A 25223-nucleotide genomic window follows, 5' to 3' on the forward strand; every position below is an offset into this window, starting at 1 on the left:
CTTCCCCCAGCGGGATCGTTTGTAAGTGAATTACGAAGTAACCATTGATTTGCCCGTTGACTCCAGATAGGTGGACAAGCTCGCAATCGTTGGATAACTATAGATAATAGGCAGATCGATCTCAATCTGGTACAAATCTTGCAACTTGGACACCAGTTGAACCCCCAACAAGGAATGTCCCCCAAGTTCAAAAAAGTCATCGTTCACGCCGACTTGATCCATACCCAGCAAACTGCTAAAAACGCGCTCCAGCATTTGTTCTGTGGGTTGGGCTGCAGCCGCATAAGCCGTCGACAGGTTAGGCCGAGAGTGTCGCACACTTACGACTTTATTTTCGTCCAATGTCTTCCTGTCTTTCAATCTGACCCAGCGATTATAACGATTGACTAAATTCGTTGCAGATATCTCCAGTTCAAGAATATCTCTTGCTGCAAACGTTCTTTCCAAACACTGAATGCCCTGCTCGTCGGAAAGTGCCACATCCTCGATCCGATCGTACATAGTCGTTGGCATGTATTGCTTGACTCTTCCCCACACCGTTTCGGAAGCGTCCCAGCATTGTACGACCCAAGATTGCTGAGCCGTTCGGCTTTGCTTGGCAACAAAGGCTTTCACATGATTGGATATCGTTGCAATACTGATCGATCCAAATCCGCCTAATACAGAGACCAGCCCACTGATATTGATCCGAAAATCCAAATCCCGATCAGCGAATGCCCTGTCCAGAATCATCAAACTATAGTTCACCGCTTTAAAATGTTCTTGCCACATGTCCCGGGTGAACGTTCGCAGTGATTCTCTCCGCTTAACGCCGGAGGATCCTGATGCATGGACAATCCCTCGAATCTGACCATACCGCTGCTCCTGAATGTCGATATACCGTTCATCATTGTACAGGTCTGCGATTGTCCCTATGTAGACGGCTCCATGTTCCAAGAGCCTCAGCGCGTTTTGGATTTTGACGCTGGTCGCATCTTCTTCTCCATAACGCGTGATCCAACGCTCCCAATCCGCTCGCTCAGGAAATCCTTCTTCTTCCATCATTAAAAGCTTAGCGCCCTTATTCTTGGCAATATACTCGGATACAGAATAACCAACCGCCTCCAAACCGCCCAATACCAGATAGGTTCCCTCTTGTCGTATGGGACGATGATGCGGAGCATTCTCCTCAATCCGCACCGGCTCAAAACTGCGCACGAAGCGTTTGGAATGTCTGAAGGCACAAACGAACTCATTAGAATCGCTGTCCAGCTCTTTCATTATCGAATTTACTATCGCCCCATAGGGCACACTCCCATGTGCAGGAAGCAACAGGTCAATGACCTTACAGCGCATATGATCATATTCTTGCTGCATCACCGTACACATCCCTGGGATGGTACTTGCATGGATGCTGATAGGCTCATTGCCGATGACATTAAATACATTGTTGGTTAGCGCAATGAATTCACATGCCTTTTTCACATTTAAATCAGCCAAGGCCTGCGTCAAATAGAGAATGCTGAATAACCCTTTATTCTGTGTCTCGAATAACGCATTCAAATCTAGTTCCACGGTCTCCGGCTCGCTATATTCCAAGTTCCACATAAATAAAATTCGGTCCGGCAGCAGATTCTCTACTTGCATCGTACGAATCATTTGCCTGTAACCATCTTGATCAGCGGGATCAAGAACAAACAAATTCGGGCTTAAGCAAGCATAGTCATCGCCAGTTTCCATCACGACCACGGTATGACCTTCTTCTTCCAGCCTCCGTGCAAGACCCGTTCCGATCTGCAGAGTGTCGGCGAATAACCAGTAAACTTGCGCATCGCTCTTACGGGCCTCGAATGGCAATAATGTTTCTTTCCAGGACGGCAAATAGAACCAATCCGCCATATCGTCCAGTTTCTTATAGTAATGCTCTGAAGCGGGAGAATCTGTCGAAGGAGCCTCAGGATCGGAGTCTACCCAAAACCGTTTCCTTTGGAATGGATATGTTGGAAGTGCTATGCGCTGCACGGTCTGTCCCACCCAGTCGTCCTGCCAATCTGCATCCTCCCCAGACAGCCACAAGGAAAGTCGTTCTCCGACGATATCTTTTCGAGAAAGAACATCAAATAATGGGCGAGATGTCCGGTTTCTCAGCGTGTCCACGGCTTCTTGCAGCGAAGAGCAACGCAGCGCTTTTCGGTATGCAAAAGACCTGCGTCCGCATTGTAAGGTGAACGCTACATCTTGAAGCGGTAATGAAGGATGCGCTTCGAGATAGTCTGCTAATTGATCCATCTGTTTTTCCAATGCCTCTTCCGAGCGGGCTGACAGAATAAGAATATGAACATCATCCGGACTGGATACCTTTGACTGCACGGGTGCCGGCCCCTCTTCCACAACAATATGGCAGTTTGTCCCGCCGATGCCCATGGAGCTTACGCCTGCGCGACGCGGTTCAGAGCCGTTGTTCCAGTCAGACATGTGCGTATTGACATAGAATGGACTGTCCTCAAAATTGATTTTAGGATTGGGCTCATCGTAATTGATGCTTGGCGGTATTTTTTGATGATTCATGGCAAGAACCGTCTTCATTAGGCCAGCTATACCAGCAGCCGCATTCAAGTGACCGATGTTTGTTTTGACCGAACCAATCGGACAGAACTGCGTTCGTTCCGTACCAAACTGATAGGCTTGCGTCAAAGCCGTCATTTCAACCAAATCGCCCAACTGCGTGCCTGTTCCGTGCGTTTCTACGTATTGAATATCTTCGGGCGACAAGCCAGCAACCGTCAGCGCTTCTACGATGGCTCTACTCTGCCCATCGACGCCTGGAGCCGTATAGCCAACCTTATTGGACCCGTCATTGGTAACTGCGGAGCCTTTGATGACAGCATAAATGTGATCCCCATCTGCCTGAGCATCAGCAAGCCGCTTGAGGAGTACGACGCCGCAGCCATCGCCCCAAATCGTACCTTTTGCTCTCGCATCAAACGCACGGCAATGGCCATCGGGAGATTGTATACCATCTTTCATATACATATACCCTTTGCTGTTGGGGAGCACGATCGAAACGCCACCGGCCAGTGCCATATCACATTCGCCCAAAAGCAGACTTTGTCTAGCCAGATGAATAGCGACCAAGGAGGTCGAGCAAGCCGTATTGACATTGATGCTTGGACCATTCAGGCCCAGCTTGTAAGAAACCATCGTCGGGAGATAATCTTTGTCATTGCCAATCATCAATTGTTCTTGGCTGACAGAGCGAATGAAGTCGCTGTTTCGGGTCAGAACGTCGGATAAATACGTATTCATGGCGAGTCCGGCAAAAACCCCGATATCCCCTTCAAAAGAGCTCGGATCATAGCCTGCATGTTCAAAGGTCTGCCAACAATTCTCCAGGAAAATGCGATGTTGCGGGTCCATACAGGTCGCTTCACTCGGATTATAGCCAAAAAACTCTGCATCAAATTGATCAGGATCGTCTAATACCGATGCTGCTTTGATGTAATCTGGATGGGACAATAGCGCCTCAGAAACCCCTTTGGCTGCCAATTCTTCATCGGAGAAGAAGGTTACCGTCTCTTTCCCGCTCGCCAGATTGTTCCAGAACTGCTCCGTATCGTTCGCTTGCGGGAACTTGCACGACATTCCGATAATGGCAATATCCAACTCATTATTCATCGTCATGTTCTCCTTTCGGTTCATATTATTTCATATTTTACTATTTAATTCCATTCAAAAATAAGTCCCCCGATCCATTCGTCGGAGGACTTATCCTTGTTATTTTCTTGCTTGACTCAGCTTCATCAGCATGTCGCGTTGTCGATTGGCTTTTTGTTTGCTTCCTTCAAAAGGTAAAGGTTTTGTCGGCTCGTCGAAATACGCCACCAGCGATTGGATGGACGGATACTTGAATAATTCCGCAGGCGTAACTTCTCGCCCAAGAACTTCTCGCAATTGAATCGCCACTTGAACCAATAACATAGAATGCCCACCCAGGTCGAAGAAGTTCGCATGCGGATCAATCTCATCCAACTCCAGTATCTCTTGATACACGGTGGTAATAAGACTCCGTAAGTTAGAATCTCTGTTCGGCTTGTCAGGCAATGGTTCAGCTACTTCCTCTATATAGGCCGTCAATGCTTTGAAATCCAGCTTGCCATGAGGCGTCAGCGGCATCACGTCCAATTGCACGAATACCGATGGAATCATGTATTCAGGGAGCGAACCTTTGAGGTAACTCTTGAGCATCTCACCCGTTAGTTTCTTGCCATCTTTGGTCACGATATAAGCTTTAAGGCGGGAGTTGCCGGAACGGTCCTTCTCCGGATCCACGACCACGCAAGCCTCACTAATCAGCGCATGTTCCAAAATAGCGGCTTCAATCTCTCCTAATTCCATCCGGACACCTCGGATCTTTACTTGACGATCCGTTCGGCCGAAGTATTCGATGTTCCCGTCAGGCAGCCATCTCGCCAGATCTCCTGTCTTATACATTTTGCTTCCCGGCTCAAAAGGATTTGCTACGAACTTCTCATCCGTCAAATGCTGATTGTTGATGTAGCCTCTTGCCAAAGCCACACCCGCAATACACAATTCGCCAGGCACGCCTACAGGCTGCATCTGGTCAAATGCATTCACGACATAGAACTTGACATTATTCATCGGCTTACCAATGGGAATACGCTCCATAGTCCCTTCAGTCGGACAATCGTAATAAGATACTTCGATCGTCGCTTCGGTGGGTCCATATAAGTTCATGAGTCGTGTATCATTCACACGATGCAATGTTGCGTTAAACAAGCCGACTTGCGGAACCGTCAATGCTTCGCCTGTCGTAAAGACCCGTTTCACCGTTGACAACCGGGAGAGTGATGGGCTTCCTTTGAGATATTCCAAAAATAGATTCAACATGGAAGGGACAAAATGGATCAAGGTTACCTGATTGTTCTCTACCGCTTCCATGATTGCCTCAGGGTCCTTTTCCGCATGTGGCGGCAGGAAACATATTTGGGCCCCTTCGATCGACCAGCAGAACAACTCCCATACAGAACAATCGAACGTATACGGCGTTTTTTGCAGCAGGACATCTTTGCCCGATAACGCATACACACTGCGCGTCCATTTCAGCCGATTAATGAGCGAATGATGCTCAATCATTACGCCTTTCGGCTTGCCCGTCGAACCTGACGTGTAGATCACGTAAACAAGATCGTTCGGCTTATTCACGCACACAGGATTGCTGTCATCTGCATGGAACGAATCCGGCTGATCCAGGCTAATGATTTGCCCGTCGAATTCAATTTGTGCAATACCTTGATGTTGAAGAATCAAAAACTTCGCATTACTGTTCTCCAGCAAGTAGTCCATCCGTTCTTTCGGATACTCTCTGTCAATCGGCAGATAAGCGCCGCCTGCCTTTAAAATACCAAAGAGACACACCATCATTTCCAGCGATCTTTCCATGATGATGCCGACAACCATGTTCGGTTTGAGTCCTTTTTGCCGAAGAACGCGAGCTAATTGATTGGCCTTCGCATTCAGTTCTGCGTACGTCAGTATCTGATCTTTAAATATGACGGCAGTCTGATCTGGCGTGCGTTCCACCTGATCTTCAAATAACTGATGAACACAACGATCTTGCGGAAAAGCCGCTTCCGTTTTGTTCCATGCAGCTATACTCGCTTTTTCTTCTGTGGTCAGGTAATCAACTTTACCGATGGTTTGCTTGTGGTCGACCGTAAATAAACGAAGCAATTCCATATAATGCTCGGACATTCTGCTTATGGCCCCGCCTTCGAAAAGGTCCGGATTGTATTTGAAGCAGACTTGGTATCGGTCCTCCATCTTGAGAATCTCCAGCGTGAGATCGAACTCTCCCTCCTGGTGGACGTCTTTGACATGTTCAAGTTGCAGTAACTGTCCTCTATTCATGTCAGCTTCCCCAGTTACAAGTTGATCCGTTGACTGGAACCAATTTTGAAAAATAAACGCAACTTGAATAAGCGGAGAGTCTCCTCTCTGCCTGTTTCCCTTCATGTCTTTGACGATTTCTGAAAAAGGATAATCCCCATGCTCTAATGCTTCAAGTGTGTTAATGCGTACTTCTTGTAATAAATGCCGGAACGTCGAATGACCTTCCACATGGGAGCGAATCAATACCATATTCATGAAATACCCAATCGTATCTTGGAAATCCGTACCCGGTCTTCGTTCAACGGCAGTACCGATCATGATATCTTCTTGATTCGTATAACGGTACAGAAGCACCTTTAAAGCGCTCAGCATCAGCACAAAAGGAGATACTCTCTCGTCTAGGCAAACAGATTGAATCCTCGCTGAAAGTTCTGAAGATAGCTCGATGTTGTAAGACGCCCCTTTAAAAGAGGATATCTCCTTGCGTGGTTTCGCCATCGGAAGATTCAGCACAGGCAGTTCGCCTGCTAGCTTTTCCTGCCAATATGCCCGGCTTGCCTGCCCTTCATCGTTTTGCAAAAACTGGGTCTGCCACTCCACAAAATCTGAATAGGATTTCCCGTTTGGAAGATATTCGGCTTGACCTCCGCCTGCTACTTCTTCCGCATAAAGCTGCAGCAATTCCCTCAGCAAAATGAGTACCGATGTTCCATCGAAGACGAGGTGATGCACATTCATCAACAAGATATGGTCATGCTCCGACAAAGTGAATACATGTACTCGAAGGAGCGGACCTTGCTCCAAATCAAACGGAAGCCGAGCTATCGTCGATACATGCTGCATCAGCTGACTCTGCGTTAGATGTGCTACATTTTCCGTCTGCACCGAAATACGATCAGCCGACCCAATGACATGTACTGGCTCTTGATCTTGCATACGGATCGTTGCACGCAAAAGAGGATGCCGCAGCGCGATGCCTCTGAATGCAGCGCGCAACGCGTCCATATGAAGATACTGCCGGATGCGATACGTATTCGGGATGTTATAGGCATAACCCTCAGGAGCTAACTGATGGATTAACCACAGTCCCTTTTGCCCACTGGACAACATGAATTTATCCGGTTCCCGTGAAGCAGCGGAAGCTTGATTTTGCCCAGGTATCTCATGAAGAATATATTGCGCAAGCTTACTTATCGTATCGTAAGCAAGCAATTGTTTAGGCGAGAGCTTCACCTGATATAACTCGCGGACCGTGTTGATCAAGCCCATGAATCCGATCGAATCGAGCCCGTAAGCAGCAAGATCTTCATCTTTTCGAAGTTGGCTTTCTGGAATTCGGACGAGCTCGGCGATAATTTGGGTCAACCGCGCTTCCAGACCCGCTTCTGACCATTCTTCATTCTGCGGTTCCTTCGCATGTTCTACGATTTGTGTGGTTGTATGTTTAATTCTATTAGGTTTGTTCTCCTCATCATCCAGCTTCACCCAGTACCGCTCTTTGGCAAACGGATAGGTCGGCAGACTGACGCGGGAAGGCTTACGGTTTACATACAGCTTATTCCAATCGAATTGCAGGCCTTTAACCCAAAGCTCAAGCATCCTCGCATATTTCCTTTTTGCGATCCACACATCCACGATTCCGCCCATATCTTCATCGGATGCAAAAATCGCCATCGCTTCTTTGCTGCTTTTGATTTGTCCCCTGTATACGCCCGCGATGCCTTGTTCTCCGTCAACAACAGACTGTAATTTATGCACCAGCTCTTGGATCGATTCTGCGATAATGCCTAGACGCTCATCCATCGCTTCCCTTCCAACTTGCAGCGTATAAGCGATATCCTCCAGATCCGCATCCGTGAATCGCTTCTCTTCCAAGGTGCGCAGCAGGAGGCTTGCTTGTTCAAGAAGTCTTGCTTCATTCTTACCGGATAAGACAAGAAGCGCAGGGTTACGGCTAGAAATCGCTCCACTGTGCACTTCCCGGTTCCTAGGAATATATTCTTCAAGCACGACATGCGCGTTCGCACCGCCAAAACCAAACGAACTGACTCCTGCACGACGAGGCAATTCATTGCCATCTTCATCCTGAATGGCTTTCCACTCGCGGGCTTCCTGAACAATATAGAACGGGCTGTCCTTCAGTTGAATATAAGGATTCAAGTTTTCACTATGCAAACTTTTCACCAGTGTTCTGTGCTTCATCTGCATCAAGCATTTCATCACGCCTGCAATTCCTGCAGCTAGTTCCAGATGTCCTATATTGGTTTTGACCGAACCAAGCCCGCAATGGGCATCCAGCACCTGTGAATCTCCCGTCTTTTCGTACAATTCCTTGAAGGCGGCTTTCAGCCCGTTAATCTCGATTGGATCACCCAATTCGGTGCCTGTACCGTGAGCTTCGATGTATCCGACTGTCCGTGGGTCGATGCCAGCTTTCATATAAGAGGATACTAATAGATCGGCTTGAGCCCTCGGATTAGGTGCCGTCAAAGACGTAGCCCGACCTCCGTGGTTCTCAGCAGTGCCGCGAATCAGACCATAAATATGGTCGCCCGCTTCCTCGGCGTCCTTCAACTTTTTAAGGAACAGCATTCCGACGCCTTCTCCTCTTACGTAACCGTTAGCTTCACTGGAGAAGGTTTTGCAGCGTCCATCCTCGCATAGCATGCCAGCTTTATTGAACATCATGTGGCTGGATGGGACGACGATCGTGTTCACCCCGCCGACAATCGCCATCTCACAGGAACCACTCTCTATCGCGCTTACAGCCCGGTGAATAGCAACTAGCGAACTTGAACAAGCTGTTTCGATCGGTTCGCTCGGGCCATGAACATTCAGGAAATAGCTCATGCGGTTAGGCCCCATCGATGGCGCCATACCTGTGGAGGTATAGCCTTCCATGGCTACGTTCGCCCTGGAAACCAGCTCGCTGTAACCGCTCGCTGTCGTCCCGACGAAGATCGCTGTCTTCGTACCGGATAAGCTTTGCGCAGAGTAACCTGCATCCTCAATAGCCTTCCATGCATATGTCATTAACAATCGCTGCTGCGGGTCCATGGATTCAGCTTCTCTCGGGGATATACCGAAGAATAATGGATCAAATTCGTCAACGCCGTCTATGAATCCGCCCCATTTGATGTTCGTTTTATTAGCCTCTTTGGTCGGGTCGCCGTAATACTCCCGCCAATCCCAACGCGCTAGAGGTATTTCAGTAATACAATCTTTCCCCTGTACCAAGTTACTCCAAAACTCATCCAAATCCCGAGCCATCGGGAATGTACCGCTTGCCCCTACAATCGCAATCGGCTCTGGTGCTGACTGACGTGCCGGCGATTCAGCCTGAGTTCCGGGCGAAGATGTAAACTGCACAGCACTGTTTCCTGCAAAGCGACGGCTCTTTCTTCCAGATGGCAAGCTTGGTAACGGTTCATGAATCTCTTGATGCAGCAGTTCCTCTCTTTTCGGTTCTATTTCTGCGGGCTTCATAGCAACCGCAAATATATCCGCATAGGCTTCCATCAAATATGCTGCGACCCTTTGAAGCGTCGAATGCTCGTAAAACAGTGCTGGCGTCAAATCAATTCCATAGCTTTGGTTCAAGGAATTGGCGAATTCCGTCAACGTGATGGAATCAAATCCGTATTCACTAAGCTCAGTGTGTGCGTCAATATCTTGAGGATTTACTTTAAGCAGTTTAGACACTTGTTGAATAAGCAAGCTTTGAACTTGCGCATGTTGGTTATCCATTCCTGTTCTTGTAGAGGCAACCATGACAGGTTGTGCCGTCGCAACGTCCTGCGCAGGCTTGGTGATCAAAGCCGCTGCTTGCGGTAAAAGCTTCCGCCGGATTCGTTCCCCATTGCCTTCGGCTACGAGGAACTGCGGACGTTTCGCTGCAAAGGCCCGATAGAGAGCAAAAAAGCCGCTGTCCGTGGACATGCTGACCATTCCTGTATGCTGGAACATGTTATTCTCGGACGCCGCGTCCAGACGCATGCCGCCATCTTTCCACAATGGCCAATTGACCGATATCGTTTGGCCTGTACGCTTCAACGAAGCTGCCAACGAATTGCGGTATGCCGCAAACTCATCCATAAACGCATTCGCGCAGGCATAATCTGCCTGCCCCGGATTGCCCATCGCACCCGACAAGGAGGAGAAAAGCAGAAAGAAATCAAGGTTAAGATCTTTGGTTGCCTGATCCAGATTCACGAGTCCTGCTACCTTTGGACCGAGCACCTCCCGACACTCTTCTGCGGATTTATGGATAATGAGTTGGTCACGAATGAGACCTGCGGCATGAAGAATGCCATGAAGTCCTCCAAAGTTCTGAACAATTTCGTGAATGAATCGTGACACCTCGGCAGTCTTCGTGATGTCCAGTTGCTTGTAGACTACCGTGGCTCCTAACGCTTCCAAATCGTTGATGATATTTCTTGCGCTCTCACGAAGTTCGGAGCGGCCCACCAAAATAAGCGTCACTTGTTTTGCACGTGAGACCATTTCCCGCGCAAAAACAAGCCCTAATCCGCCTGCTCCACCCGTGATTAAATAGACCCCTTCATCTTTCCAAGGGATCATCGATACACTGTTGTCATCCAGAAGCTGCTCATTTTCGCGCCAGCCGCCTACCCAGCGCTTGCCGTTCTGATAACGGATGCGGATATCTCCCGGGTACAGCCCATTCATTTTCAGTTTGGCCGCCAGCTGTTCTGCATCTTCCTGTTCTTCAAGTTCAATATGCTGACAGATCAGCCTAGCGTGCTCTAAATGCGCCGTTTTCAAAATGCCGGAAAGAGCAGAGAATAGTTGCCCCTCCTGCTGCCGTGACGACACGACTTGAATGAATATCTTGCCTTGCGGCTTTTCCTTTAAGGCGACTTGAATCCCAGATATGATCTGGCCCACATAAGACTGGAAGCGCTCGCTGATATCGCTAGCCCCGGAGGACAGAACCACGCATCTTGCAGTAGGTGCACCGTTTTTCAAAATCGTCTCCAGTGAGGTCGGATGCAGGTGCTCCATTTCGCATAGAAATACGATCTGTTGCTCATAGTCCAAAGATGATAGATCATGACTTCCCTCCTGCTCGCTCCAAACCGGCTCGAGCATCAACATATCATGCTCAGTGGAACTCGCTACACTTGCCTCGCCCTCCAATACTCGAGTTGAGAACCCATGAATGCGAATTTGCACCCTTCCATGTTCATCACATAAATCGATATCCAATTTGCGCACTTTATCGTCCTCGGTGCTTCCTGAAGAATAGCGAATCCAAGCCCACACGGCCGTTGCAGATGGATACAAAATTTCGATCTCCTGTAGAGCAAACGGCACAGCGGGCTTCAGCGCCTGTACAGTTCCTTCATATCCGGATTCCATGGAACCCATCATTAATCCGATCGAGGATTGAAGAGCTGCATCCATGATGGATGGATGTAATACAAGACCTTCTCCAGCACCTTCAACCCCAGCAGGCATCGCAAGCCGAGCCAACACTTGACCGGTTCCAACGTGGAGCTGTTCGATACCCTGGAAGGCTGGACCATAAGCCATACTCATCGCGCTCAACGTCTCATAGATAACATCGCGGGAGTATGATTTTGCTTGGCATTGCTCTTGCAGAGCAGGCAGATCCAAATAAAAGGGAAGCGGATTTGTTATAAACGACACTGCACCTTGACTGTACACTACAGAGTCATCTTCATGTTCGTTACTGCCTGTTCCTGATATCCTATATATTTCATAGCTGATTTCTCCCGTATCCTCTGGATACAAGCCAATATGAATTTCCGCTGGCTCCACATCCACCATAACCGGCCGCGTCCAAACGATGTTCTTCAAAGATATGGCTGTCGAAGCATCGACTTGCCTGCCTGTTGCCAATAGAGCCGCTGCACGGGCGATTTCCAGATGGGCGACACCAGGCAACACGGATTTGCCATGTATCACATGGTCTTTCAGGAAAAATTCTTGGCCTGTGAACGTCGAGCTAAACCGCTGTTCGGATAAATCCGACGTATTACGGTGCAATAATGGATGAAGAAAGGACGCCGCGACTGATGCAGCCACGGTTGGCGTATCATTCACCTTAATCCAATATCGCTCCTTGGCAAACGGATACACAGGAAGCGAGATACGCTCCGGTCTTTCACGGGTATAAAGTTTTTGCCAGTCCAAATCCAGTCCCTTGACCCAAAACTCCAAAAGCTTTGTATATTTTTTGCGCGATAACCATTTGTCTAACGCTTCTTGCAGTTCCTCATCATCGGTAAAAGCGGCTAAGGCGTCTTTATTCTCCTTGGTTTGTCCACGGAACAAACCGCTAAAGGAACCTCGACCTTCTACAAAGCTTCGCAGCTTTTCCTTCAGCTCCGCGAAAGATCCGAAAAGGAATGCCAAACGTTCTTCAAGCGGCTCCCGTCCGACCTGGAGGGTATAGGCCAGATCGGCAAGAACGGGTACCGCGCATGCCTCGTCTTCCCATGCCTCACTAAGCTCGCGGGCATAAGCCAGAAGTCTTTCTTCATTCCTAGCGGATAGAACGAACGCATATGCCTCCGACTGGTGAGCCGCTTCTTTGCTGTCCGTAAGCTGAGCCTCATATTCTTCCAGAATGACATGCGCATTTGCTCCGCCTGCCCCGAAGGAACTGACAGAAGCACGCCTTGGATAAGTTGCTACCACTCCATCGTTCATTTCGATGGATGGTTGCTCCCACACGCGAAGTTGCTGTTGAACGGTAAACGGTGTTTTTTCAAAAGAAATATTCGGATTCAGAGTTTGAGCGTGCAAGGAAGGCACCAGCTGTTTATGCTGCATTTGTAACAGCACTTTCGTAATGCCGGCAATACCAGCTGCAGCCTCCAGATGACCGATATTGGATTTGACCGACCCAATCGCGCAGTACTGGCGATCAGCCGTATGCTCTCCAAAACTTCTAGATAGCGCTGAAATTTCGATTGGATCACCCAAAGAGGTACCGGTTCCATGGGCTTCTACATAACTGATCGTCCTTGCATCAATACCGGAGCTCTCCAGAGCTTCTGTTATAAGGTCACTTTGTGCGGCCGGATTAGGTACGGTATATCCGTTGGTTTTACCGCCATGGTTGACGGAAGTTCCCTTAATGACACCATAAATGTGATCTCCATCTTGAACTGCCTGATCCAGTGGCTTCACAAGCAGCGCGCCGACCCCTTCGCCGGGAACGAACCCGTCGCCCCCTTCGCCGAAGCTGCGACAGCGGCCATCCGTGGATGACATCGTTAACTGCGAATGCGCAATGTATTTGGAAGGATGCAGGGACAGATTAACGCCACCTACGACCGCCGCCCGGCATTCACCTCGCCTCATGCTTTCTACGGCCAAATGGAGGGCCGTTAGCGACGAAGAGCACATCGTATCGATCGCTATACTAGGACCATGAAAATCAAAGAAATAAGAAACCCGGTTTGCAATCGAAGCATAAGAAGAAATGAGCGACGAACCAGTATCGGAGTTATTTAAAAGCTGGTATTCCCCGTACATAACGCCTACAAAAACCCCGACCTGGTCGTGAAAATTCCGCTTTAGCTCTTTGCGGTTATATCCGGCATCCTCTATCGTGTGCCATACCGTTTCCAGAAACAGACGTTCCTGGGGATCAAGCCGCTCGGCTTCTCTCGGCGAAATATTAAAAAAGAGCGGATCAAATTTATCCACGTCATCTATGAACCCGCCCCATTTACTATACGTTTTTCCAGGTGCTGATTTCTGTTCATCGTAATAATTTCCATGCTCCCAACGCGCTGCAGGGATTTCCGTGATACAGTCCACTCCGTGCTTCAGTTTCTCCCAGAATTCCGCTATATTTTGCGCTTGTGGATAGCGGCCACTGACACCAATAATGGCTACGTCCATCTGACTGCTGGCTTGGAGAGTTGTCTTATTCCCCTTCATATCTGCCTGGCGCTCAACCAGATCGGGGGCTGAGACTTCTGAAAGATCGGTTACCGAAACCGTTGATGGAAATAATGCATCCACTTGCGCCGCATAGGTCTCTAACAAATACTGCGCTAACTCATGCAGCGTCTGATATTCAAAAAATAAAGTTTTGGGTAACTCGCCAAAATCCCGCTCCAGCTTCGCATTTAAAGCTGTAATCATCAGCGAACTGATTCCATATTGATCAAGCGCAGCTTTTGCGCTGATTCTTGCTGTCGGAATTTCCGAAACCTCGGAAAAGCGCTGTTTTAAGTAGTCTTCAAGTTGCGCTAATCTTCCCGGCACTTCTACGGCAAGATTCGGCCGTTGGATGGTTGGCACGGATTCCTCGGCATCGATACCCATCCAATAACTTTCTTTAGCAAACGGATACGTTGGCAGTGGAACCCTCCTTTCATTGCCTTGATGAGTCGCTTCCCATGTAATTTCTTCGCCACGCACCCAGTGCTCTGCAATTGAAAATGGGTCGTTTAGATTTGCCTTTTTCTTATCCGGCAGACCTGCTGATTCAGCCTCAGCGCTCGCAATTCCCTGGTAAAGACCCGATACCTCTTTGGTTCCTTGAAGGTAATTATCCAATATACGAACCAGATCCTCCGTGCTTGTTGCCACGAAAGCCATTCTTTCACTCATCTCGTTCCGGCCCGTTTGAAGTGTGTAGCCGATATCTGTCAGATTCGCCTGTTTATGATTCCACAGATATGCATACAGTCTGCCAGCCAACTGGTTCAACTGCTCGCGGGATGCGGCTGATAAAGGGATAACGATGTGTCCGGCTCTCCTCACCCGATCTTCATAAGATGGAATATACTGTTCCATGATAATGTGTCCGCCAGAACCCGTAGCGCCGAATGCATTAACAAGCACACGGAACGGCTTGACGCTACCCTGACCATTCTGCTTCTGCACAGGCCAGGACATATAGGTATCGGCAATGTCCAACCCGCTTCCCTGAAGTTGAATGAACGGATTCCGGGGCTGGGTGTTCAATGTCGGTGCAATCGCTCCATACTTCATTTGAAGCAATACTTTAGCAATTTGCGACATGGCTGAAGCAGACTCCAGATGACCGATATTCGCCTTCACCGAGCCGATATAGCAAGGATCATTGTCGCTGAATTTGTGCTGAAACACTTTTTTGATCGCATCCATCTCCGAAGCATCCGCAAGACCTGCTCCAGGTGCAGCGGCCTCAATATAATTGATCGATTCAGGCGCTACCCTCGCGTCTGCTAAAGCTTGTTCAATCGATTCCGCTTGCGCAGCCGATTTCGGCGCCCCAAACCGGGCCGACTTCCCGGTATGCCCTATAGCTGTCCCTTTAATCAATCCATGGATATAATCCCTGTCTCGTTCAGCTTCCTCAATAGGTTTCAGCAAAAGAGCCCCTACGCCTTCACCAGCCACCCATCCGTTAGCCTCCGCGCCAAATGGTCTACATGTTCCATCTTGGGATAGAAAATCCAGACTCTCCAGTACATCCGAATGATATGCATGAGTCATCAGATTCACGCCAATCACGATCGCTGCGTTACACTCCCCCTTCTTCACGCTTTCACCCGCCAGGTGCAGGGCTGTCAAAGCAGAAGAGCAAGACGTATTCACCGCTAGGCTTGGTCCGTTAAAATTAAAGAAATACGAGATCCGGTTAGCGATAGACGAATGCAGAGAAGTCGCTTTTACATCATGGTTTCCCAGTGAATCCCCCGTATTTTGATTTTGGTAATCGCTCCACATTGCGCCAATAAAGACGCCCACTTTACCGCAAGACTGTGTCAAGCCGGCAGCGGTGTACCCCGCATTTTCCAAACAGGCCCAAGCAGCTTCCAGACATAGACGCTCTTGCGGGTCCATCCTTCGCGCTTCACCCGGAGAAATATGAAACAGCAGACTGTCAAAACAATCGATGTCATTTAAATAACCCGCACGCTCCGTAACTTCCGATGCGGATTGGGGATGATCCCCACCTGACTTCCACCATTTTTTCCGTTCCTCAGGCAATGTCTGAAAACTGCTTATGCCCGTCTTCAGATTAGCCCAGAAGGTTTCCAGATCCTCTGCTCCTGGATATTTCCCGCTGATACCGACAATAGCCATATCATGTTGAACCGCTTCTCTTTTACGCGTAAAGTCAGCCAATATAGGCCCTGCAGCAGGATGGACCGATAATTCATCAGAAAGTTCACGCACAAAGCAGCCGCAGGTGAAACTATGTAACAACACCTGATGGTTGTCCAAATGAAAATCCGTGCGGATCCGCTCAAAATCCAGACCGCCAATGGGACAAACGCCAATATCGAATTCAGCCTGCCGATTCATCAGACGTTGTCCCCAATAACCAGCTTCCAACAAAGCTGCGTGTAAGCTGTCGCTGCCATACATCGGCTTCAATTGATCCAACTGCCCGATGAAAAACAGGCAAAAGGCCGCTTTTCCAAACTGTTTTCGGTTGAATGGTGTGTAACTGCCCTTAATCGGTTTACTCAATTGAGATGATACCGATATCAACGTATGCGTCATTGGGTCGTACTGGTAAATACCCTCCTCCAGATTTTCCACACCGTTTTCTTTGATATACAAATAAGCCTGAACGCCATAAGCGCCAGACAAGGAAGGAATAATTCGATGGCCGTTATTCTCTTTCCGACCGGTTTGGATAAACAAAGACAATACACTGCCCAATTGTTGCAAAGTCAGTGGTTTATCCAAATAATCGCGTTGACTGGAACGCCGCACATAATGGCTCGGCGCAAACGATTGACGGACCAGCGGAATGGTCTTTGTTCCTCTGGGGAACTGTCTCAAATGGGCCGGATGTTCATCTGGCTTCGCTTTGGCCTGCGGGTTCATATTCTGCAACGTATTCTTTAGATCAATCGTTAAAAATGAGGCAAATGTACGATCTCCCGTATAATCGCAAATATGGTCGGTGACCAATTTACCTGTGGATCGCCATGCATCGACTTCCCGATCTCGCGAAACATCCTTAGATGGGATGCCCCCCAACAGGCAATGAATAAATTTGTGATTTGAGCTTAATTGAAACAAATGATGAATACGCTCAAAATCCACTCCTGCTGTCGGTGATGCGCCTAAACCAACCTCTTCAAGGCCATCTGCCATGAGTTGCCCCATATACCCTGCATCCAAGGTAACCAGGCTTGAACTAATTCCTTGGTAGACTGGAACGATAGCATGAAGTTCCGCGATAAAAAACAAGACAAATCCAGCGTCATCATACATATCACGATCATCTATAGTAAACACCGTCCGATCCAACCCCGTCGGAGTGGATATTACAAATAAAGCATGTTGGTCCGGATCGTAATAATAGATACCCGCCTCAAGGCCTTCCACAGCATGTTCTTTGATAAAGACATAGGTTTGAATCGCATTTAAACCACCCGCGGAAGGGTACAGATACTTCAATTCACCATGTACAGATTCACTTCGCAGCAGAGACAGATAACGTCCAAACTGGTCTACCGGAATAACCGAAGGTACGAATTCCCGGATGTAACTATCCTGAACATACTTCTGTTTCCCTTCGGGACCATCCGTCAGTTGAATAACCTTACTTCGGTTATTCAATATTTCACTTGATGGAGCAATAACAGTCCGTGGCGCTTTACCCGTCTCTTGCTTCAACTCCCGTGCATCCGTATGCTCAACGACATAATCCACAATTGCCTTCACGTGAGGTGATTCCAATAGGACATCAACCGGAATTTGTACACCATACGTTTGCTGAACTTTATCCACCACCTGGACCAAGGTCAGCGAAGTGGCTCCCGCATCGAATAAATCATCGTTTTCTCCGGATACGACGAGGCCTAAAGACTCGTTCAAATACGTCAGCAGATATTGAATCCGGTTGGCTCTGTCGGCTATTACACTGCCATGCCCACTCGTAGTTGGTCTGGCATCCTGAATAGGGGCATAGCCAGCACTCGAAACCGAAAGTTCCAAGCCTGAATCTTGGGAGATCGTCTCTTCCTTCAATGGCCACGGCAATGCGGCCCGATCAAGTTTGCCATGCTGCGTCACGGGAAGGCCATCCAATACCACAACGATATTCGGCACCATAAATTCAGGCAGTTTGCTGCGGACGTAATCCCGCAATTGTTTGGGCGAAGGCGGGGATCCATTTGCCACAATGTAGGCTACCAGTTTGGGATCGTCAGCCACACTCTCCTTTACCGCCACGACACAATCGCTCACGGCCTCATACTCTCTGATCACCTCTTCAATCTCGCCAAGTTCTACGCGGTTCCCGCGTAATTTAACCTGAAAGTCGATGCGTCCCAAGAACTCTATTGTGCCGTCAGGGAGTAATCTGGCTCTATCGCCCGTCTTATACAACCTGGTGTCCTGGTCCATGCTAAACGGATTTCGGATGAACTTTTCTTCGGTCATTTCCGGCCGGTTCAAGTATCCTTTTGCCAATCCTTGTCCTCCGATATGCAATTCGCCTTCTTCCCCGCGCCGTACTTCCTGCAACTGATCATCCAGTATATAGAGCTGAATCCCGGTGATCGGCAACCCAATGGGTACCTTTTTATCCGGTCTGTCTTCACATTCCCAATAAGTTACGTCCACTGCGGCTTCAGTTGGACCGTACAAATTATGAAGTTTTGCCGGCAACCTGTTCATGGCTTCCATCATCAAATCATAGGGGAGCGCTTCGCCGCTGGTGAACACATGCCGTAGCGCCGTGCAGCGGCCAGCACCCGGATGTTGAATAAAAAAGCGGAGCATCGACGGAACGAAATGACAGATTGTAATGTTTTCTTGTACGATGGTCTCCACCAAATAATGGCTATCCTTATGCCCACCCGGTTTCGCGATAACCAAACAAGCTCCTGCAAGCAAAGGCCAGAACAATTCCCATACCGATACATCGAAGGTAAACGGCGTTTTTTGTAACACACGATCACGTTCATCCAACTCGTACTGACCCTGCATCCACAATAACCGATTACAGATGGCCTGGTGCGATAGCATGCATCCTTTCGGTTTTCCGGTCGATCCCGAAGTATAGATGACGTAAGCCAAATCATCCTGTGTCGCTACAGCGTCCAGTCTGCCGGTGGATTCCGGCGCAATGGCGAGTTCCCAATGGCTGTCCAAACAGCAGAACGTGCCATCGTAATCGGCCCACGCTTCCTGCCACTTGGCTTGCGACAAGACGACCGTAACGCCCGCATCTTCCAGCATAAATAATAGCCGCTCCTCCGGGTAAGCCGGATCCAGAGGCAAATACGCGCCGCCCGCCTTCAAAATCCCCATAAGCGCTATGATCATCTCCGGCGATCTATCCATCAGAACTCCTACAATCCGGTTCGGGCCAACGCCGATGCTTCTTAAATAACGGGCGCATTGATTGGTGAGCGCGTCTAATTCCCCATAGCTCATCTGTTCATCTTTAAACCGGACGGCCGGAAGGTGGGGCGTGCGTGCAGCCTGTTCTTCAAAATAATGATGCAGACATGGATGCATCCGATCATTCCCGCCCGCATTGTGTCCGGCCTGACGGATGTCCAATTTTGATATAGGAAGTCCTGTAACCATCTCTAAATAACCCTCCCGTCATTTGCGGTATCATACATATAGTGATCAGGGCGTGCCCCAATCAAATCGTCAACATGATGACGATCCCAATATTCCGGCTCATTCGCCAGCGCCTCGATCATCCGTTGATAACCTGCGAACATCTCCTCCATCATCCCTCTCGGGTACACATCTTCGGCCACGTCCCAGCAAATATGCAGCTGACCATCCCGTTCCTCACTAATATGATCCAAATGCACTTGCGGCGTTTTACTCTGTTTTTCTCCGATTTCAAACCCCCGCGGCAGCGCTGCTTCAGACGGGGTGAACAAATCTGTGAAAACCACCGGAAACGTAAGCTTCCTATTGCCACCCATCGCCACTCTCCGTAAAGCATTCAATCCGCTTACGGCCATATGCGATAAATCTTCCCGAACTACAGCATGGTAATCGCGCACTTTTTGTGCAAAGCTTCTGTTTTCCGGTTGAACCACTACCCAGCTCATCGCTGTGAAATCACCAACGACCTCCATGATATCGGGATGAAGGGGCAACCTCTCCCAGCTTGGAATAACGATAGTGAAAGGAAGCTTTTGTCCCCAAGCTGCCAATACATCAGCATAAGCCGTCAGTAGAACCATACCCGGGGACACCCCTAAAAGCGCAGCCTTCTCTTTTAAGACCTGCCACTTTTCTATCACACCCGTCAACTGCCTACGCTGAACCGATTGTCTCCCCTTCGATACAACGGTGGTAGGCAATTGCGGTCCGGAGGGAATACCGGTAAATTTCTGAATCCAGTAGCCCAGGCTTGTCTGATAGTTCTCTGACTTCCGGTAACGATGTAGCGCAAGAACATAGTCCCGATAGGAGATTTCGGCCTTTTTCAAATCGGTTCCCATGTGTTCATACGTATGCAGAAGCTGTGTTAACAATAGATTGATGCTATTGCCGTCAGCGATCAGCATATCAATACAGAAATGAATTCGGGATCTTAGGTTGTCAATAACCGATACGCGCAAGTCAAAATAGGGCCACTGATCCAACGCGTAGACATGCTCAACCATAGCATCTTTCGTCAGCTTTAATTGCTCCTGAATCTCCTCATCGCGGCCGCCCCGCAGATCTGAGGCCTCGATAAAAAACGCGGGCGTTTCCTCTAAAATAACCTGACTGCCATCCCGCTTGATCACGGCTTTGAGCATGTCATGGGTTGAAATCAGCTTCTGCCAAGCTTGCTCCAACCGTGAGATATCCAGAGATTCTACTTCGATCTCCTGGTAGACCTGACAACCATTCTCTTCTCCAGCCATCAGACCGCTTCTGCCAAATGCATAAGCCATTTGCTGATCGGTCAAAGGAAAAGCCTGATATCGCTCAGAGGACGCAGCCTCAATCATCAATCCCGAAGGCAGCTCGGCTGAGACCCCCTCCTGCGCGGCATTCTCATCCCGAATTTTATACATGGCAGGTGCCCACTGGTCAACGATCCAAGCCCCCTCTTCCCTGCTAAGCATTTCCAGCAGTTGGCTATAAGCTGCAAACATATCAGTAATCACGTTCGTTCCAAAATACGACTCGGCCACATCCCAACTGTAATGTAAGCAACCATCCTGTTCAAAAACTTGATGATCCAAATACACCTGCGGCGTTTGCGTCACCATATAGCTGATCTGGTTAAAGAAACTAGATTGTTTTAAACCGTCTGCAAGCTCAAAATCATTGTTTAGCAACGATGTAAATACAACCGGCAAAGTGGTGGAGCTGCTCATTTTATTTCTTGATTTAAGCTCCCTTAACACCCGGACCCCACTGACGCTGCTATGGTCCAAATCCTCCCATAAGCGGACTTGATGATGCCGGGCTCTTGCCTCCAATGAATCTATCCCGCCTGCCGTTTGCTCCTTCCAATCGTCAGCCACAAAAATCGTCGACGATATAAATGGTCCTAACACCTGATGCAACTGCGGATGAAGCGGGAGCCGATTATAGTAAGTGAGTATTAACGAAAATGCTTTACGGTCACTCCATACTCGCAAGAATTCGGTGAACACTGTCAGGATTAATACCGTGGAGGATATATTCCATTGTTTCGCCTTCTTTTTTAACGCTATCCATTCATCCTCCCTTAGCGAGCCGCTTAGCCTTTTCCGTTCATAGGTGCGGTTATCCTGCGGTTTCGTCGCTCTCGGAAGATCAGGCCCCTGTGGCATCTGCTCCAACTTTGTAACCCAATAATCCAAGTCTTGATGATATTTAGGCGACTCCTCAAACTTTTTGACTGCTAAGATATAATCCCGAAAAGAAAGCTGCAGTTCCGGTAACGCTTGGGTCGAATCATCGTACAGCTGCCGCCATTGTTGCAAGAGCATATGCACGCCTCCGGCGTCTGTAATGAATTCATCGATGCTGAAATGAATGACATATTTCTTATTAGGAAGTATACTGACACGAATTTCAAAAAGCGGCCATTGATCTGTTTCGTATACTTTGTGCGACATTGTCTCCCGAACTTTGCTAATATGAACCTCCTGCTCCGCCTCCGTTTTCAACCGCAGATCAACGGCTTTAATCACATACGTCGGCGTATCTTTCAGAACCTGCTGCTGCCCGGTCGTCATAATTTTCGTACGCAGCATATCGTGATAGGCAATCAATCGCTCCCAAGCTTGCTGAAGACGGTAAATATCCAATTCACTCACGGCAAGTTCCAAATAAATATGACAGCCGACCCAATCCTTGCCGATGCGTAATTTGCGTCCAGTCAGAAATGATTCTTGAATGTCGCTCAGCGGAAATGGCTGGAATCGTCCTTCTGGTTGAATCACAATTTGAGGATAATCTACATCTTTACGCAAGAGTTCATTGGATTCTGATTGAGCAGGAACCACGATATCACGCAAATTTTGCTCCATTTGTCCAATCGTCTCAGCACCGCTAATGCTGCCCATCGGAATAGCTACAGTAAATGTTCTTTCCAGCATATAGCGAAGCGTAACGGCTTGGATCGAGTTGAATCCCAGATGACTCAGCGATTGATTTACCCGCAATTCATCTACAGGAATAGCCAGCACTTCACTAATGCCTTGCTTTAAGCAACTAAGAATCGTACCCGGATCTCGCCCGGACAGGTTTTGCCCCCCAGCAAGCTCCCCTGGGAACTCGGAACTGGTGGCGTGTTGGAATTTCGATTCCAGCCAATACCTCTTCCGCTCAAATGGATACACTGGCAACGATAATTTGTGGACCTGGCCTGACGGATGGAGTGATTTCCAAGGAATATGGCCTCCCTGTACCCAGTGAAGCGCCAATTTTTCCAAGTTATTTTCAGCCAAAAGCATCCGAACCACGGTCTCCTCGATGTTTCCTGAGATCAGGTTTTTCGTGCCAGAGCGCTCCTCTTTCTGTTCTCCTAAAAAGACAGAAAGGGATAAGTCTGGCATATGCTCTGGGGAACCCGCATCCAAAAATGCTCTAAGCTTCTGGACCAAATCATTCCTATCCGAAGCAATCACAGCCATTCGGCATTCCATCGCCTGGCGCCCCGTTTGAAGCGTAAAAGCCAGATCCGGTAAAGACCAGTCGCTATGCGTTTCCACAAAAGAAAGCATACGACGAACCACTGCTTGCAAGCGTTCACGATGTTTTGCCGAAAACACGACAATCTGCGGCTGAGGGGTAACGGAATGTACAACCTCTTGTTTTGACTCAGGTATATATTCTTCCAATACCACATGAGCGTTCACGCCGCCGAAACCGTAACTGTTAACCCCGGCCCGTCTTGGCAGAACATGTCCGGACGCATCCGTATTAATCTCCCAAGCACGGTTCTCCGCGCTAATCTGCAATGCACTTCCTTTGAGGGAAATGTGCTCGTGCAGACGGGTGAACCCGGGTACCGCCGGGATCACCCGGTGGCGCAAAGCATATACCGCCTTGATAAGCTGAGCCATCCCGGAGACGACTTCACCATGACCAATACAAGGCTTCAGACTGCTGACCTGGCAGAATCCTGTACTTCGTTCTTGCGGAGCGATCGACTTCAAAGCATTGATCTCAATACTGTCTCCCAACGGCGAAGCAACGCCATTCGCTTCCACATAGGACACCGTGACTGGATCAATACCTGCGGATTCATAGGCTTGAGATATCGCCGCCTGCATTCCAGCAGGATTAGGAGCAGTCATCGATATGCCTTTACCTCCATGGGCCACACCAGTCCCTTGAATCAGAGCATAAATGTGATCCCCATTCTCCTCAGCTTTATGCAGCGGTTTAATAATGAGAGCTCCCACACCTTCGCTTCGGGCATAACCATCAGCATCGGCCTGGAACGACTTCGCGTTTCCGTCTGTACTTAAGTTGCCCATGGCCTCGAAACCGACAAATCCCATCGGGGACAGAAGCAAATTCACCGCGCCAACAATAGCTTGCTCACACTCCTGCCGTCGAATGGATTGCACCGCATGATGCAAAGCAACCAGCGTTGAGGAGCAGGCTGCTTCGCAATATTCACTCGGTCCCCGTAAATTCAGAGCATACGAAATGCGGCTTGGGATCGTTGACGGCACAATTGCTACTGGAGCCATCGGGTCACTCGCCGGGATTGTAACGATCTCTTTGTACTCCCCCGGACCGGCAGCTATAAAGACGCCTGTTGTATGCCGGGATAGTTCTTCGGGATGCAAGCCCGCATCCTCCATCGCATGCCAAACCGTACTCAGCATTTGCCTCTGCTGAGGATCCATCATCTCGGCTTCGCGCGGAGAAATTTTAAAGAATAACGGATCGAATTCATCCACCCCATCGATAAACCCGCCCCACTTCAAGCCTGTATCAGCTGAAGGATCTGTGCGAAGTCCAAGGTAATCCTGCCAATTCCACCGATCAAGCGGAACTTCCGTAATGCAGTTTTTTCCTTCTATAATATTGTTCCAAAATTCATCCGCGTCTTGGGCTTGCGGGAATTTGGCGCTGATGCCGACGATGGCAATCGGTTCAACGGTATCCGCGTGCTTAGTCGGTTGGGGTTGGGGCAGCGGCTTCGGAGCTGTATCTAATCCGGAATGCACTGTCTGATTTTCATGAAATACAGAATGCTGTTCGACCTGAGCCGGAAGAGCAAATACCCCTTCGTAATCTTCAAGCAAATATTCAGCGAAGCGGTGAATCGTTGGGTTATCAAAGAACATGGCCGGTGTCAGTTCCAGTTGGTATTCACGATTCAAGCGATTGGCCAGCTCGGTTAACATAATGGAATCGAAGCCATACTCACTTAGCTCCGTATCTGTATCCAGATCGTCCACACTCACTTTCAGCAGTTTGGAGACCACCTGCAGCAACACCGTTTTCACCCGTGCCAAACCCTGTTCCTCGTCGCCGCCCTGTTTTAAAGAAGGAGCCTGAACCGCAAAATAGGATGCAATTTCTTCTTCGTACTGATCCATTAATGACTGCGTACATGCCTGCAGCGAAGGATTATCAAAAAATATTGCTGGAGTCAGGTTCAACTTCAGCTTCCGGTTCAGCGCGTTAGCAAAATCCGTGATTAAAATGGAATCAAATCCATACTCGCTCAGTTCCGTGTCTGCATCAATATCTTGGATATCCACCTTTAGCAACTCACACACGATATCCGTTAAAGCAGCTTGCAGTTGATTCTGCAATCGGCCGGAAGCTTGGGGAACATGCTTTGAAGCGAGTAACTTCAATTGCTTCACTGCCTCTGCCTGGTCCAACATTCCATCTTGAATCCGTTTGTACACCAGTTTAATTTGATCATCCATTTGGGTTACCTA

General features: G+C 48.7%; 3 protein-coding genes. All 3 read right to left on the minus strand.

All coding sequences use genetic code 11. From position 1 onward, the window contains the following. Positions 1-30: 30 nt before the first annotated feature. Positions 31-3654, minus strand: coding sequence for a type I polyketide synthase (locus GRF59_RS17270; RefSeq protein WP_160498926.1), 3624 nt, complete (start codon positions 3652-3654; stop codon positions 31-33). A 99-nt stretch (positions 3655-3753) separates the two neighbouring features. After that, on the minus strand, positions 3754-19446 hold the full coding sequence (locus GRF59_RS17275) for a non-ribosomal peptide synthetase (RefSeq protein WP_160498927.1): 15693 nt from the start codon (positions 19444-19446) through the stop codon (positions 3754-3756). 2 nt (positions 19447-19448) lie between these two features. After that, positions 19449-25211, minus strand: coding sequence for a beta-ketoacyl synthase N-terminal-like domain-containing protein (locus tag GRF59_RS17280; RefSeq protein WP_160498928.1), 5763 nt, complete (start codon positions 25209-25211; stop codon positions 19449-19451). Positions 25212-25223 lie beyond the last annotated feature (12 nt).

The organism is Paenibacillus dendrobii (assembly GCF_009807035.1).
GTDB lineage: Bacteria > Bacillota > Bacilli > Paenibacillales > Paenibacillaceae > Paenibacillus_AQ > Paenibacillus_AQ dendrobii.